Origin of the sequence: Streptomyces sp. NPDC002793 (assembly GCF_040295485.1) — a bacterium.
Classification (GTDB): Bacteria; Actinomycetota; Actinomycetes; order Streptomycetales; family Streptomycetaceae; genus Streptomyces.
On record NZ_JBEOVL010000001.1, the window covers coordinates 166,722 to 180,245 of the forward strand.

General features: G+C 71.1%; 12 protein-coding genes. 4 read left to right on the forward strand and 8 right to left on the reverse strand.

Annotated features, from left to right (window positions below; all coding sequences use genetic code 11):
- Positions 1-47 precede the first annotated feature (47 nt).
- From ABT001_RS00730 to rsmI, 5 genes are all read right to left on the reverse strand, one after another.
- A complete protein-coding gene (locus tag ABT001_RS00730; RefSeq protein ID WP_351270241.1) occupies positions 48-947 on the reverse strand; it encodes a 4-(cytidine 5'-diphospho)-2-C-methyl-D-erythritol kinase in 900 nt (299 codons plus the stop codon).
- Positions 944-1,816: a 16S rRNA (adenine(1518)-N(6)/adenine(1519)-N(6))-dimethyltransferase RsmA gene (gene rsmA / locus ABT001_RS00735; RefSeq protein WP_351270244.1), complete on the reverse strand. Its 873-nt coding sequence runs from the start codon at positions 1,814-1,816 to the stop codon at positions 944-946. The genes ABT001_RS00730 and rsmA overlap by 4 nt, the downstream gene beginning before the upstream one ends.
- A gap of 90 nt (positions 1,817-1,906) precedes the next feature.
- Positions 1,907-2,773 carry a TatD family hydrolase gene (locus ABT001_RS00740; protein ID WP_351270246.1) on the reverse strand — a complete coding sequence of 289 codons (867 nt, stop codon included), beginning with the start codon at positions 2,771-2,773 and terminating at the stop codon, positions 1,907-1,909.
- Between the two features lie 100 nt (positions 2,774-2,873).
- Positions 2,874-3,269 carry a hypothetical protein gene (locus ABT001_RS00745; RefSeq protein WP_351270249.1) on the reverse strand — a complete coding sequence of 132 codons (396 nt, stop codon included), beginning with the start codon at positions 3,267-3,269 and terminating at the stop codon, positions 2,874-2,876.
- 158 nt (positions 3,270-3,427) lie between these two features.
- On the reverse strand, positions 3,428-4,306 hold the full coding sequence (gene rsmI / locus ABT001_RS00750; RefSeq protein WP_351270723.1) for a 16S rRNA (cytidine(1402)-2'-O)-methyltransferase: 879 nt from the start codon (positions 4,304-4,306) through the stop codon (positions 3,428-3,430).
- A gap of 70 nt (positions 4,307-4,376) precedes the next feature.
- On the opposite strand from rsmI, the gene ABT001_RS00755 reads away from it, so the two are divergent.
- Complete coding sequence (locus tag ABT001_RS00755; protein ID WP_351270252.1) at positions 4,377-6,143, forward strand: dolichyl-phosphate-mannose--protein mannosyltransferase; 1,767 nt, start codon at positions 4,377-4,379, stop codon at positions 6,141-6,143.
- 150 nt (positions 6,144-6,293) lie between these two features.
- On the opposite strand, the gene ABT001_RS00760 is transcribed toward ABT001_RS00755, so the two are convergent.
- Complete coding sequence (locus ABT001_RS00760) at positions 6,294-7,067, reverse strand: glucose 1-dehydrogenase (RefSeq protein ID WP_351270255.1); 774 nt, start codon at positions 7,065-7,067, stop codon at positions 6,294-6,296.
- Positions 7,068-7,287: 220 nt separating this feature from the next.
- On the reverse strand, positions 7,288-7,692 hold the full coding sequence (locus tag ABT001_RS00765) for a hypothetical protein (RefSeq protein ID WP_351270257.1): 405 nt from the start codon (positions 7,690-7,692) through the stop codon (positions 7,288-7,290).
- A 96-nt stretch (positions 7,693-7,788) separates the two neighbouring features.
- Between ABT001_RS00765 and ABT001_RS00770 the strand changes: the two genes are divergently transcribed.
- Positions 7,789-8,823 carry a helix-turn-helix transcriptional regulator gene (locus tag ABT001_RS00770; protein WP_351270259.1) on the forward strand — a complete coding sequence of 345 codons (1,035 nt, stop codon included), beginning with the start codon at positions 7,789-7,791 and terminating at the stop codon, positions 8,821-8,823.
- Positions 8,824-9,031: 208 nt separating this feature from the next.
- The gene (locus ABT001_RS00775; protein ID WP_502967392.1) at positions 9,032-10,240 is read left to right on the forward strand and encodes a TetR/AcrR family transcriptional regulator; all 1,209 of its coding nucleotides are present in this window, start codon (positions 9,032-9,034) and stop codon (positions 10,238-10,240) included.
- A gap of 74 nt (positions 10,241-10,314) precedes the next feature.
- Here ABT001_RS00775 and ABT001_RS00780 read toward each other — a convergent pair whose 3' ends face one another.
- The gene (locus ABT001_RS00780) at positions 10,315-11,520 is read right to left on the reverse strand and encodes an oxygenase MpaB family protein (RefSeq protein ID WP_351270265.1); all 1,206 of its coding nucleotides are present in this window, start codon (positions 11,518-11,520) and stop codon (positions 10,315-10,317) included.
- 347 nt (positions 11,521-11,867) lie between these two features.
- Here ABT001_RS00780 and ABT001_RS00785 point away from each other — a divergent pair, with 347 nt between their 5' ends.
- Positions 11,868-13,502 carry a penicillin-binding transpeptidase domain-containing protein gene (locus ABT001_RS00785; protein ID WP_351270267.1) on the forward strand — a complete coding sequence of 545 codons (1,635 nt, stop codon included), beginning with the start codon at positions 11,868-11,870 and terminating at the stop codon, positions 13,500-13,502.
- Positions 13,503-13,524 lie beyond the last annotated feature (22 nt).

A 13,524-nucleotide genomic window follows, 5' to 3' on the forward strand; every position in this document is an offset into this window, starting at 1 on the left:
TTCGTCTTCCTGCGGCGACCCACCGGCCGCCGGGCCTGCCCGACCGGTCAGACGACGGTGGCCCCTGCCGCGGGTGACGCCGCCACCCGTGCGCTGCGGCAGGTGCCGGACGCCAGCAGGGCGTCCGCGACCGTGCGCGCCGACTCCTCGTCCGCGACCAGGAAAGCGGTGGTCGGCCCGGATCCCGAGACCAGCGCGGCCAGGGCGCCCGCGGCGGTGCCCGCCGCGAGGGTGTCGGCCAGCGAGGGGCGCAGGGAGAGGGCGGCGGGCTGGAGGTCGTTGCCGAGTGCCCCGGCGAGCGCGGTGGTGTCGCCCTTGCGCAGGGCCGCGAGGAGCGCGGGGGAGGCGGCCGGTTCGGGCACCCGCGTGCCCGCGGTGAGCCGGTCGAACTCGCCGTACACGGCGGGGGTGGAGAGCCCGCCGTCGGCGACGGCGAAGACCCAGTGGAAGGTGCCACCGACCTCGACGGGGGTCAGCTGTTCACCGCGGCCGACCCCGAGGGCGGCCCCGCCGATCAGGCTGAACGGCACGTCGCTGCCCAGCTCGGCGCAGATCTCCAGGAGTTCCTCCTGGCTCGCGCCGGTGCCCCACAGGGCGTCGCAGGCCAGCAGGGCGGCGGCCCCGTCGGCGCTGCCGCCCGCCATGCCGCCCGCGACGGGGATGTCCTTGGCGATGTGAAGGTGCACATCGGGGGCGAGGCCGTGCCGGGCGGCCAGGGCGATCGCGGCGCGGGCCGCGAGGTTCGTGGCGTCCAGCGGCACCTGCCCGGCGTCCGGTCCTGAGCAGGTGACGCGCAGGGCGTCCGCGGGGGTGACGGTGACCTCGTCGTACAGGCCCACGGCGAGGAAGACGTTGGCCAGGTCGTGGAAGCCGTCGGGGCGGGGGGCGCCCACCGCGAGCTGCACGTTGACCTTGGCGGGTACGCGGACGGTGACGCTGTGGGTCATGCGGAGGGCTCCGGTTTGTTCTCGGCGATGGCGGCGAACTCCTGGACTGTCAGTGCCTCGCCCCGGGCCTGCGGCGAGATCCCCGCGGCGGTCAGGGCGGCCTCGGCGGCGGGGGCCGAGCCGGCCCAGCCGGCCAGGGCTGCGCGCAGCGTCTTGCGGCGCTGGGCGAAGGCGGCGTCCACCACGGCGAAGACCTCGGTCCTGCTCGCGGTGGTACGGACCGGCTCCGTGCGCCGGACCAGGGACACGAGCCCCGAGTCGACGTTGGGGGCGGGCCAGAACACGGTGCGGCCGATGGATCCGGCGCGCTTGACGTCTGCGTACCAGTTGGCCTTGACCGACGGCACGCCGTAGACCTTGTTGCCGGGCTTGGCTGCCAGCCGGTCGGCGACCTCGGCCTGCACCATCACGAGCGTCCGCTCGATGGTGGGGAAGCGCTCCAGCATGGTGAGCAGGACCGGCACGGCGACGTTGTACGGCAGGTTGGCGACGAGCGCGGTCGGCGCCGGGCCGGGCAGCTCCGTGACCAGCATCGCGTCGGAGTGGACCAGGGCGAAGCGGTCGGCGCGCTCCGGCAGCCGGGCGGCGACCGTGGCCGGCAGGGCGCCCGCGAGCACGTCGTCGATCTCCACGGCCACGACCCGGTCGGCCGCCTCCAGCAGGGCCAGGGTCAGCGAACCCAGCCCGGGTCCGACCTCGACCACCACGTCGTCCGGCCTCACCTCGGCGGTCCGCACGATCCTGCGGACCGTGTTGGCGTCGATGACGAAGTTCTGACCGCGCTGCTTGGTGGGGCGTACGCCCAGTGCTGCGGCCAGCTCACGGATGTCTGCGGGGCCCAGGAGGGCGTCGGGCTCTGTGGTGCTCACCCGCCAAGCCTACGGCGGTCACGGGGCCGGGATCTCTCTCCGGCCTGATCCGGACGAGAACACCGGCTGTCGGAACGAGAACGACAGCCCTCAGAAGTCGAACGCCCGAGCCGTGTTGTCGTAGACGGCTGCCGCCAGGGTGTCCTCGTCGGTGCCCCGCACCTCGGCCATGGCCCGGAGCGTGACCGGGATCAGGTAGGGCGCGTTGGGCCGTCCGCGATACGGGGCGGGGGTGAGGAAGGGGGCGTCCGTCTCGACGAGCACCAGCTCGGTAGGGGCGACGGCCAGCGCGTCGCGCAGCGGCTGCGCGTTCTTGAAGGTGACGTTGCCCGCGAAGGACATGAAGTACCCGGCCGCCGCGCAGATCCGGGCCATGTCGGCGTCTCCGGAGTAGCAGTGGAAGACGGTCCGCTCCGGCGCGCCCGCGTCGGCGAGGATGCGCAGCACGTCCGCGTGCGCCTCCCGGTCGTGGATGACCAGGGCCTTGCCGTGCCGCTTGGCGATCTCGATGTGAGCCCGGAACGACTCCTCCTGGGCGGCCATGCCCTCGGGGCCGGTACGGAAGTGGTCGAGGCCGGTCTCGCCGACAGCGCGTACGTGGTCGAGGGCTGCCAGCGCGTCGATCTCGGCCAGCGCCTCGTCCAGCGCGGCCCTGCCGCCCGGCTCCCGGACGCCCTGCCGCGCCGCACCCTCGGGGTCCCCGTGCACGATGCGCGGGGCTTCGTTGGGGTGCAGGGCGACGGAGGCGTGCACGGAGGGGTGCGCGGCGGCGGTCTCTGCGGCCCAGAGCGAGCCCTTCACGTCGCAGCCCACCTGGACGACGGCGGTCACGTTGACGGCCGCGGCCCGGGCGAGGCCCTCCTCGACGGTTCCGTCCTGCATGTCCAGGTGGGTGTGCGAATCGGCGACCGGGACCCTGAGGGGTTCGGGCAGCGGCGGGGCGTCGGTACGGCTCATACCGACGACTCTACGAGGCCCGGAGACCTCTCTCAGCGCGCGGTCTCGGCGCGTACTCCCGACGCCCGGTCCCGACGCGCGGTTCCCGACGCGCGCGGTCTCAGCGCCGGTGGAAGGGATGCAGCAGATCCGACAGCTGCCAGTGGCGTGGTGCGGGGCCGGGAGCCGGTACAGCGGTGGCGACCGTCTTCTCCCCGCCCGACACGTCCTCACCGGCCCGCGCCGGATGGGTGGCGTACTGGCGCTGGAGCAGATCCTGCACGGTCGAGACCCGGCCGGCGCGCATGATCCGCACCACGTGTCCGCCGCAGTTGGTGCACGTCGGGGTGGACAGCGGCGAGGGCACACGCTCACCGTCCGCCTTGTACACCACGAACGCGTTGCCCGCGCCGTCGATGTGGTGCTCTATCTCGTAGGCCTGTTCCCAGCCGTGCCCACACCTCATGCAGGCGAAGGCGTACGCCTCGTGCACGGTGGTTGCCGCTGTGTCACTCATGCCTGCTCCTCTTGTCCGTGGGACAAGCACTCCGGTGGTGCGTCCCACCCCCAAGTGGACGCCTTCACCGGCGGCGAAGCACCAGGCCTGCCGAGTGTTGGGACGTTTTTGGCCGATCCATGGCCCAAGGGCCCGGCACGCGGTCCGGGCTTTACTTTTCAGGTTAGTCCTTTGCCCTGTTCCTGGCCGGTCCGAGCCGCGTTCTTTGCCGCCACCACCGCATCGAACACCTCGCGCTTGGGCAGCCCCGCCTCGGCCGCGACCGCCGCGATGGCCTCCTTGCGCCGCTCCCCCGCCTCCTCGCGCACCTGCACCCTGCGCACCAGCTCCTCGGCGTCCGGTCCTTCGCCACCGGAGTCCGTGGCGCCCTCGACCACGACGGTGATCTCGCCGCGCACGCCTTCGGCCGCCCACTCCGCCAGCTCGCCGAGCGGGCCGCGCTTCACTTCCTCGTACGTCTTGGTCAGTTCCCGGCACACGGCGGCCCTGCGGTCCGCCCCGAAGACCTCGGCCATCGCGGCCAGGGTGTCGTCCAGCCGGTGCGGGGCCTCGAAGAAGACCATCGTGCGGCGCTCGTCGGCGACCTCACGGAGCTTCCCGAGCCGCTCGCCCGCCTTGCGCGGCAGGAAGCCCTCGAAACAGAAGCGGTCCACGGGCAGCGCGGACAGCGCGAGCGCGGTCAGCACGGCCGAGGGCCCCGGTACGGCGGTCACCTTGATGCCCTGCTCCACTGCGGCGGCGACGAGCCGGTAGCCGGGATCGGACACGGAGGGCATCCCCGCGTCGGTGACGAGCAGGACGCGCGCGCCGCCGACCAGGGCCTCGACGAGTTCGGGCGTGCGCGCCGACTCGTTGCCCTCGAAGTAGGACACGACACGACCCGTCGTGTGGACGCCCATCGCCTGCGTGAGCCGGCGCAGCCGCCTGGTGTCCTCGGCGGCCACGACATCGGCCGTCTCCAGCTCGGCGGCGAGCCGTGGCGGGGCGTCCGACACGTCACCGATGGGGGTCCCTGCGAGTACGAGCGTTCCAGTCATTCCAGTCACATCGCCATCCTCCCAGCACGGGCGGCACCACTCGCACAGATGCGTTCCCTACGATGGCGCGGTGACGAGTACTGCGCCCGAAGCCCAGCAGGGCAACGACGCCGGGGATCACACCGGCGAACAGCCGCCTTCCTGGCAGCAGCGGCTGCGCCGCTTCGGCCATTCCCCACGGCCGGAGGCGGGGCTGCGCGAGCGCCTGGTCCCGCCCTACGCCCGCCCCGGCCGGCAGTTCTGGAACGTGCTCGCCGTGCCACCGGCCCTGGCCGGCCGCCTGGTGCGCTGGGCCGCCTGGGGCGGTCCGCTGCTGGTCGCCCTGGTCGCCGGGGTACTGCGGTTCTGGAATCTGGGCGGCCCGAAGGCGGTGATATTCGACGAGACGTACTACGCCAAGGACTCCTGGGCCCTGGTCAACCAGGGCTACGAGGGTTCCTGGCCGAAGGACGTCGACAAGCTGATCCTCAAGGACCCGTCCTCGGTGGACATCCCGGTGGACCCGGGTTACGTCGTGCATCCGCCGGTCGGCAAGTGGATCATCGGGTTCGGCGAACAGCTCTTCGGCTTCACCCCGTTCGGCTGGCGCTTCATGGTGGCGCTGCTCGGCACGGTGTCCGTCCTGATGCTGTGCCGCATCGGCCGTCGGCTCTTCCGCTCGACGTTCCTGGGCTGCCTCGCCGGCACCCTGCTGGCCGTGGACGGGCTGCACTTCGTGATGAGCCGCACCGCGCTGCTCGACCTGGTGCTCATGTTCTTCGTGCTCGCGGCCTTCGGCTGCTTCCTCATCGACCGTGACCGGTCCCGTCGCAGGCTGGCCGCGGCGCTCCCGGTCGACGAGGAGGGGCTCCTGCGCCCGGACGCCCACATCGCCGAAACCCTCCGTCTCGGGTGGCGGCCCTGGCGGATCGCGGCCGGCGTGATGCTCGGCCTGGCCTTCGCGACGAAGTGGAACGGGCTCTACATCCTGGCCGCGTTCGGTGTGATGGTGGTGCTCTGGGACGTCGGCGCGCGGCGTACGGCGGGCGCGGTGCAGCCGTACCGCGCGGTGGTCCTCAGGGATCTGCTGCCCGCGTTCGTCTCCACGGTGCCGGTCGCGATCGGCACGTACGTCGTGTCGTGGACCGGCTGGATCGTCACGGACAAGGGGTACTACCGCAACTGGGCGGCCACCGAGGGCAAGGGCGGCAACTGGACCTGGCTCCCCGACTGGCTGCGCAGCCTGTGGCACTACGAGAACCAGGTCTACGACTTCCACGTCGGCCTGACCTCCGGCCACACGTACGAGTCCAACCCGTGGAGCTGGATCGTGCTGGGCCGGCCCGTCTCGTACTTCTACGAGGAGGAGACGGGCTGCCTCCAATCCGCGTCCGGCAAGTGCGCCCGAGAGGTCCTGGCACTGGGCACCCCGGTGCTCTGGTGGGCGGCGTGCGTGGCGCTGCTGTACGTCCTGTGGCGCTGGGCCTTCCGCCGCGACTGGCGGGCGGGCGCGATCGCGTGCGGGGTGGCCGCGGGCTGGGTGCCCTGGTTCTTCTACCAGGAGCGGACGATCTTCCTCTTCTACGCGGTCGTGTTCGTGCCCTTCCTCTGCCTGGCGGTCACGATGATGATCGGCGCCCTGCTGGGCCCGGCGGCCGGCACGGGCACCAGACACCACCTGGGCCTGGGCTCCGACGACCCCGCGGGCGAACGCAGGCGCACGCTGGGCGCCATCGCAGCGGGTGTCCTGGTGCTGCTGATCGTCTGGAACTTCATCTACTTCTGGCCGATCTACACGGCGACGCCGATCCCGGACGACGCCTGGCGCGACCGGATGTGGCTGGACACCTGGGTGTAGCGGGGGAAACGGAGCAGGAGGGCCCGGCAGTTCGCTGGGCCCTCCTGGTCGTTGTCGGTCGTCGCCAGTCCCCCTTCGACGGCGCCTGGACGGCCCCTGGACCTTCATCTTGTTGATCAGCCGCTCGACGGTGTTCCTCTCCGCAGCACGTCAGAGGGCCATGCCTCCCGTTGCGTCGATGACCTGGCCGGTTACCCAGCGCGCGTCGTCGGAGGCGAGGAAGGCCACGATGTCGGCCATGTCTTCCGGCCGCCCGATCCGGCCGAGGGCGGCAAGAGACGCCGCTTGCGCCTCGGCATGCGGATCGCCCAGCAGGGTGGCCGCGCTGGCATCGGTGAGGACGGTTCCGGGGGCCACCGAGTTGACCGTGATGCCCCGGGGGCCCAGCTCCTTGGCGAGGGCGAGACTGAAGTTGTCCAGGGCTCCCTTGGTGGCGCCGTAGGCGATCATTCCCGGCGTGGCCAGGCGGGCCACGGAGCTGGAGATGTTGATGATCCGGCCCCCGTCGCGCAGGCGCGGCAGTCCCTGCTGCGTGACGAAGAACGGTGCACGCACGTTCACGGCGAAGACCTTGTCGAAGGCGTCCTCGGTCAACGACTCCAGGGATGCGAAATCCCCGATGCCGACGTTGTTGACGATGATGTCGAGCTTCCCGTAGGGCGCGTGCTCCGTGCCCGCGGCGTCGAAGGCGGCCCAGAGGTGGGCCGCGTCGCCGCGTTCGCCCAGCCCCGCCTGGAGTGCGAAGGCCCGTCCTCCGTTCTTGCGGATGTTCTCGACGGTCTCGCTCGCCGCCGTCTCGTCGCGGGCGTAGGTGACGCCGACGGCGGCGCCGTCCCGGGCGAGCCGCTCCGCGATCGCCCGGCCGATGCCCCGGCTGCCGCCGGTGACCAGTGCGACCTTGTCCTCGAGTGCTCTTGCAGACATGGCGGAAGACCGCCTCCCGTTCATCGAATCGTCTCTTGAGGGCTGTGGAGCGCCTGAGGGCTGTCCCGCCGCAATTCCCGGTGGATCAGCGCGCGGCGTCAGATGCGGTGCATCGCAAGGCGGAGGGACGTCCGCATACTGAATGTATGGGGATGTTCCGACAACGCGGCGAGGTGCCGTAGCTGTCGTCGTGCGCCCGCCGGGAATTGCGGAACAGCCCTTAGACCAGCGGCTTGTGTTCGGGCCACCACCGCTGGACGGCTTCGACAGCCGTCGTCGGGCTGACGTTGAAGCAGAGCTTCGCGCCGGGTGCCAGCTCGTGGGTGGTGTTGACCAGCACCTCCAACAGCGGGGTCAGCTCCGGGTCCAGCCGGACGCCGGCGCCGATCAGCACGATGTCGTAGTCCTTGGCGGTCAACGCGGCGCGAAAGACCGCCTCGGCCGTGCGGCCGTAGTCGAGCAGGCAGACATCGACACCGAGGCCGAGCTCCTCGAGCCGAGCCCGGCCCGCGGCCATTCCGGCCCGGACCGCCTCGGCGTCGATTTCAGGGAACGCCGCCCGTGACGAGGGCGCGTCGTCCACCAGCGCTGGATCCAGTCCGACGTTGAGCATGGACGGGGACATGTCGGTGTACCTCCGGTGACCTGGGGTTTCTCGGACCCACGGTAGGCGCCTGGAGGTCGGGCGGCCCTCCCACATTTCTGGGATACCGTGGCAAGGGTGAGTTCCCCGATGGTCCGGCGCGAGACCGTGCGCGACATCGAGGCGATCTGCCGTCTGGACCTCGACTCCCGAATACTGCGCCGCCGGATCGCCGACCGGCTGACACGCCTCATCCCGGCCGACTCCTACTGCTTCAGCACGATCGACCCGATGACGCTGCTGACCGCCGACCAGGTCAGCGCCGGGCTCGTACCGGAGGCGGCCGCGGCCGCCGCGCACAACGAGTACCTGGTGGACGACGTCCTGAAGTTCGCGGCGCTGGCCCGCTCCGAGGTGTCCGCGGGCACGCTCGGTGCGGCCACCGGCGGTGATCCGGAATCCAGCCACCGCTACCGGACCGTGCTGCCGATGATCGACGCACGGCACGAGCTGCGGGCGGGCTTCGTGGTGGACGGCCGCTGCTGGGGCGTCGTCGCCCTCTTCCGCGGCGGCCGGCGGCCCGACTTCACCCCGGCCGACGTCGGCGTCCTGCGGCGGCTGTCCGCCCCGGTCGGTGCGGCCCTGCGCCGGGCCGCCCACCGGGCACCCGACGTCACCGCTGCGGGCCCGTCCGAGGCCGGAGTGCTCCTGCTCGACCAGGACTTGCGGCTGTTTTCGGAGAACCCGGCCGCGAAACTCTGGCGGGACGAGCTGGGCCCGTCGCAGGCGGAACTGCCATCCGCGATCCTGGAGGTGGCCGCACGGGGAAGAGGCGCTGAGCTGCCGGCGTACGGACGCATCCGCGGCCGCTCGGGCCGGTGGCTCTCCGTCCAGGCCTCGCCGCTGAGTGGTGGCCCGCACCCGGCGGCCGTCGCCGTGACGGTACATCCGGCGCCGGCCGCCGACGTGGCCGAGATACTGCTGCTCGCGTACGGGCTCACACCGCGCGAGCGGGACGTGCTGGCGCGAGTCGTCGCCGGTCTGCCGTCGCGGACCATCGCCGTGGAACTGCACATCACCGCGGCGACCGTGCAGGACCATCTGAAGAGTGTGTTCGCGAAGACCGGTGTCCGCAGCCGCAGCGGACTGGTGGCGACGGTCCTGGGCCTGTGACCGGACGTGCGCACTGAAATGACCAGATGGATGCCACTTCAGTGCCTTCTCGGCCAGTGTTACTGAGGGACACACAGGCCGCCCGAACACGCGTCCCGCCTCCGCCTTGAGCGAGGTTGTCCGTGCAGAGGGCGTGTACAGAGATTCACGCCAGGGCCCTGGCAGGTACGGCGCCGAGGAGGCCAAGGGCCCTGGTGTGCGGGTGTGATTGACTCATCCGTATGGCCCCGTCCCCACGTCTGCCCGTTCGGCCGTGACCGATCCGATCGCGGGCACCCGGCCCCGTAACCGCAAGCAGCTCATCGTCGAAGCGGCCGGCCGGGTCTTCAGCGAGCACGGGTACCACGCGGCGTCCATGGAGAGGATCGCCGCCCAGGTGGGCATCACCGCGGCGGCCCTGTACCGGCACTTCCCGAACAAGTACGCGCTGTTCGCCGAGTGTGCCGTCGTCATGACGGACCGGCTCGTCGCCGCGCTCGACCAGGTGCCGCCCGGGGCGCCTCTGGCGGACGTGCTCACCGCGGTGACCCGGGTGGCCGTCACACACCGCGCGTCGAGCGGTGTGTACCGCTGGGAGGCGCGCTACCTCAACCGCGAGGACCTCCGGCATCACACGGCGAAGTTCGGTCACATCATCGGCCGGGTCGACGAGGCGGTGCAGCGCGCGTACGCACTGCCCGACGAGCGCCTGCGGGCCAGGGCCGCTCTCGGCGCGATCGGGTCCATCACGATGCACCACACCTCGATCGCCCAACGCCGGGCCGAGGACCTGCTGTCGTCGTCGGCGCTCCGCGTCGCCGCGACCGACCCGGGGGCGCACCGGCGACGGGGCGCGCACCCCGTCGAGCTGCCCACCCAGCCGGTGCCGCGCACCCGTCGCGCGGAGATCCTCGCGGCCGCCGTCCCGCTGTTCGCGCGGGACGGGTTCGCCAGCGTGACGAACGGGCAGATCGCGAAGGCGGTGGGGCTGGCCCCGTCGGCGCTCTACCGCCACTACCCGGGCAAGGTCGACATCCTGGCGGCGGCGTGTCTCCAGGCGGCGAGGCTCCTGGCGCAGGGGGTGGAGCACAGTCTTCACGAGGTGGCGGGCCCGCACGACGCCGTCGTGGCACTCGCGGCGACGTACGTGGCCTACAGCTTCGAGTACACCGCGCTCAACAGCGTCGCCGAGGCCGAACTCGCCGGTCTGCCGGCTGACCTGCGGCGGTCCCTGGTCCTCGCCCAGCGTGAACACATCGCCGTCTGGGAGCAGCAGCTGCTGCTGGTCCGTCCGGAGCTGGACCCGCGGCAGGCCCGGGTGCTGGTGCACGCGGGGTTCGGCGTGGCGGTCGAGGCCGGGCGGGGGCTCCGGTGGCGGGACAGCCGTGACCACCGTGACGCCGTGACCGCCCTGGTCGTGGGCGCCCTGGGCCTCTGAGGCCCGTTGTCCATCGGGCCTCGCCCCTCGGCGGGACGGCCGAGGGGCGGGCCCCGTGGGATCGGGGCGGCGGCTCAGCCGGGCCTGTTCCCGGTCGGGATCGTGATCGGGGTGGTGGTCCCGGAGGAACCCTTGTTGAGGAACAGCATGGCCACGGCCCGGATGAACTGGTCGAACATGTAGAAGGTGCCGGGCATGACGGGCGACAGGCCTTCGCGGAACAGGATGAAGGCCGGCCACGCGGTGCGGACCAGGGCGGCGGCCGCGTAGTCGCGAGGCAGTTTCAGCCAGTCGCCGACCTCGTTGCTCAGGGCGTAGCGCACGAACTCGTTGAGGAACCCGCGCGTGACACCGAGATCGATCTCCGCGGTCAGTCCGAGCAGCACCTCGGCCAGGTCGAGCCCCTCGGGCGTCGGGGCGAGGATCGGGGTGAGCACCTGCGCGGACTGGGCCTCCGCGGCGGCCCAGCTCTTCGGGATGTACTCCTCCGGCACGCCGAGCAGGTAGATGGCGACCTGCCAGGAATGCAGGAAGGCCACCTCGTCCGCGGCCGACATCGGGATCTTCCAGTCGACCATCTTCTTGTGCACGTAGGTGCCCAGGCTGTGGAAGGTGACCAGGATGTCGGCGACGCTGATCGGGATGGTCTGGTCGGCGCCCGACTTCCAGTGCGGGGACTGCGGCAGCAGGTGACGCACCGCGCCGTGCACGAGCCTGGTCTTGTTGGCGGTGACGACGAACTGGCCCGAGGGCTTGAAGGCGTCGAGCTGGGACAGGTCGTACCCGAAGGTGAACGTCTTGGCCGCGCGGTCCTTCATGTCGGCGCCGCCGAACGACCAGTAGACGCTCCTGGCCTCCCGGGGGATGACGGTGCTCATGATCCCGCTGCCGAGGCCGTACAGCATGAACAGGTAGGTGTCCTTGCGCCGGTTGAAGTCGGCGGCGCGGGCCAGCTTGGCGGGGTCGGCCCAGGAGGGCAGCTTGTTGACCGTCCGCAGATGTGCGGTGAGTTCGGGCGGCAGGCCGCTGGGCAGCGGGTCGCTGTTGTTCACCCACTTCGCCATCGCGGCGTTGACCGACGGCACCTGGCCGTTCTCGAGCAGGGACACCATCAGGGGGTCCGTCGCGTCGTCCCAGATGTACTCCGGATCGGCACCCGTGCCGGTGCCTGCCACCGAGTCCGCCGACGCCCATGCCCACGCCTTGGCGGGGTCGGCCACGCCCACGAGGCCGAGTGCGGCCCCGAGGGACAGGACACTTCGCCTATTGAGATTACCCATTTACTTACCCACTTCCCGGCTGAACCAGACGGCGCTATGCACCTTTTCTGACGCGCGTGTTGCGCAACCATCATGTTCTGACTCGCGTTGAGTGATGTGATTTCTCATTAACATAGCGAGGCACGTCACCGTCGGCAATGGTCATGACAGACGCGACGCATCCCGACTTCGGCGGCACGGGGCCGAGTTGCGACCACGACACCGGGGCGTGAGCCCGGAAAGCGCTCTCCCTCATGCGTCGCGGTCCGGTAACAACCGCCTCGGACTTCACTCGTGTCCCGTAAAGTGCCGGAAGAAGACCCTCTTGAACACGTTCAAGAGGACTCCTGGGGAGGGGGACTGCACAGATGCGCAGTGGAGCGAAGGTCGCCGTCGTCGGCGGAGTGTTCGTACTGGTCGCGGGAGGACTCGGTTACGGCGCCTACGAGGTGCTGCTGGACGGGGACGGGACCGGGGCCACGGGGACCGTCTCGGAGTCCTCGGAGGTGAAGACCGGCCCTCCGGACAAGGAGGAGATCGAGGAGACCTCCAAGGGCTTCCTCGAAGCATGGGCGTCCGGCGACGCGACGGCCGCCGCCCTGCTCACGAACAACGAAACCGCTGCCGAGCCCCTTCTGGCCGGTTACGCGGACGAGGTCCACGTCACGAAGGCGGTCATCACACCGGGTGCCGCCGTCGGCGCGAAGGTGCCGTACATGGTGAAGGCGACGGTGTCCTACGAGGGGAAGACCAAGCCCTGGTCGTACTCCTCCGAACTGACCGTGGTGCGCGGCCTGACGACCGGCAAGGCCCTCGTCGACTGGCAGCCCACGGTCATCCACCCGCAGCTCACCGAGGGCGCGACACTGAGGACCGGCGAGTCCTCCACCGCGGCGATCGAGGCCGTCGACCACAACGGCAAGGTGCTCGACAAGGAGACGTACCCGTCGCTCGGGCCGATCCTGGACAGCCTGCGTGAGAAGTACGGCGACAAGGCGGGCGGTTCACCGGGGATCGAGACCTGGATCGAACCGGCCGACGAACAACTGCCGGCCACCACGCTGCTGACGCTCGCCAAGGGGAAGCCCGGCAAGCTGCAGACCACGCTCGACGCGGGCGCCCAGGCGGCGGCGGAGAAGGCGGTGAAGCAGTTCACCGGGGCCTCGGTGGTCGCCGTGAAGCCGTCCACGGGCTCGATCCGCGCCGTCGCCAACAACCCGGCGACCGGATTCAACGCGGCGATGCAGGGCAAGCAGGCGCCCGGCTCCACGATGAAGATCGTGACGGCCGCGATGCTGATGGAGAAGGGACTCGTATCGGCGGGCAGCCCGGTCGAGTGCCCGAAGGAGGCGACCTGGCAGAGCCGGACGTTCCACAATCTCGACCACTTCGAGCTCCCGTCCACCGAGCCCTTCACCACGAGCTTCGCCCGCTCCTGCAACACCGCCTTCATCAAGCTGATCGACGACACCAAGGACGACGCCGCCCTCGCCAAGGAGGCCAGGGACGTCTTCGGCATAGGTCTGGACTGGCAGAGCGGCGTGGTCTCCTACGACGGCAGCGTGCCGGAGGAGACCGGCGGGGCGGCGGCCGAGCAGTACATAGGACAGGGCACCGTCCAGATGAACGCGCTCACCGTCGCGTCCATCACGGCGACCGCCCGCACCGGAACGTTCCGTCAGCCGGTCATCGTCCCGCAGTCCCTGGACGGCCGGAAGCTCGCCACCGCGTCGCGTTCGCTGTCGCAGAACGTCACCGGGCAGCTGAACGACATGATGCGGGCCACCGCCTCCTGGGGCACCGGCCAGGCCGCCATGGCCTCGGTCGGCGGCGACAAGGGCGCCAAGACCGGCTCCGCCGAGGTCGACGGACAGGCCACCTCCAACAGCTGGTTCACCGGCTTCAGCGACGACCTCGCGGCAGCTGCGGTCGTGCAGTCCGGCGGCCACGGCGGCGACGCGGCCGGCCCGGTCGTGGCGGCGGTGCTGCGCGCGGGTTCCTGATGCCATCCGCACCCCGGGGCGC

What these genes read in the sequence shown, in the direction of transcription:
- ABT001_RS00780 (WP_351270265.1), bottom strand. Translation starts at nt 11,520, where the DNA reads ATGGGTAATCTCAATAGGCGAAGTGTCCTGTCCCTCGGGGCCGCACTC.
- ABT001_RS00740 (WP_351270246.1), bottom strand. Translation starts at nt 2,773, where the DNA reads ATGAGCCGTACCGACGCCCCGCCGCTGCCCGAACCCCTCAGGGTCCCG.
- rsmI (WP_351270723.1), bottom strand. Translation starts at nt 4,306, where the DNA reads ATGACTGGAACGCTCGTACTCGCAGGGACCCCCATCGGTGACGTGTCG.
- ABT001_RS00745 (WP_351270249.1), bottom strand. Translation starts at nt 3,269, where the DNA reads ATGAGTGACACAGCGGCAACCACCGTGCACGAGGCGTACGCCTTCGCC.
- ABT001_RS00730 (WP_351270241.1), bottom strand. Translation starts at nt 947, where the DNA reads ATGACCCACAGCGTCACCGTCCGCGTACCCGCCAAGGTCAACGTGCAG.
- ABT001_RS00785 (WP_351270267.1), top strand. Translation starts at nt 11,868, where the DNA reads ATGCGCAGTGGAGCGAAGGTCGCCGTCGTCGGCGGAGTGTTCGTACTG.
- ABT001_RS00765 (WP_351270257.1), bottom strand. Translation starts at nt 7,692, where the DNA reads ATGTCCCCGTCCATGCTCAACGTCGGACTGGATCCAGCGCTGGTGGAC.
- ABT001_RS00760 (WP_351270255.1), bottom strand. Translation starts at nt 7,067, where the DNA reads ATGTCTGCAAGAGCACTCGAGGACAAGGTCGCACTGGTCACCGGCGGC.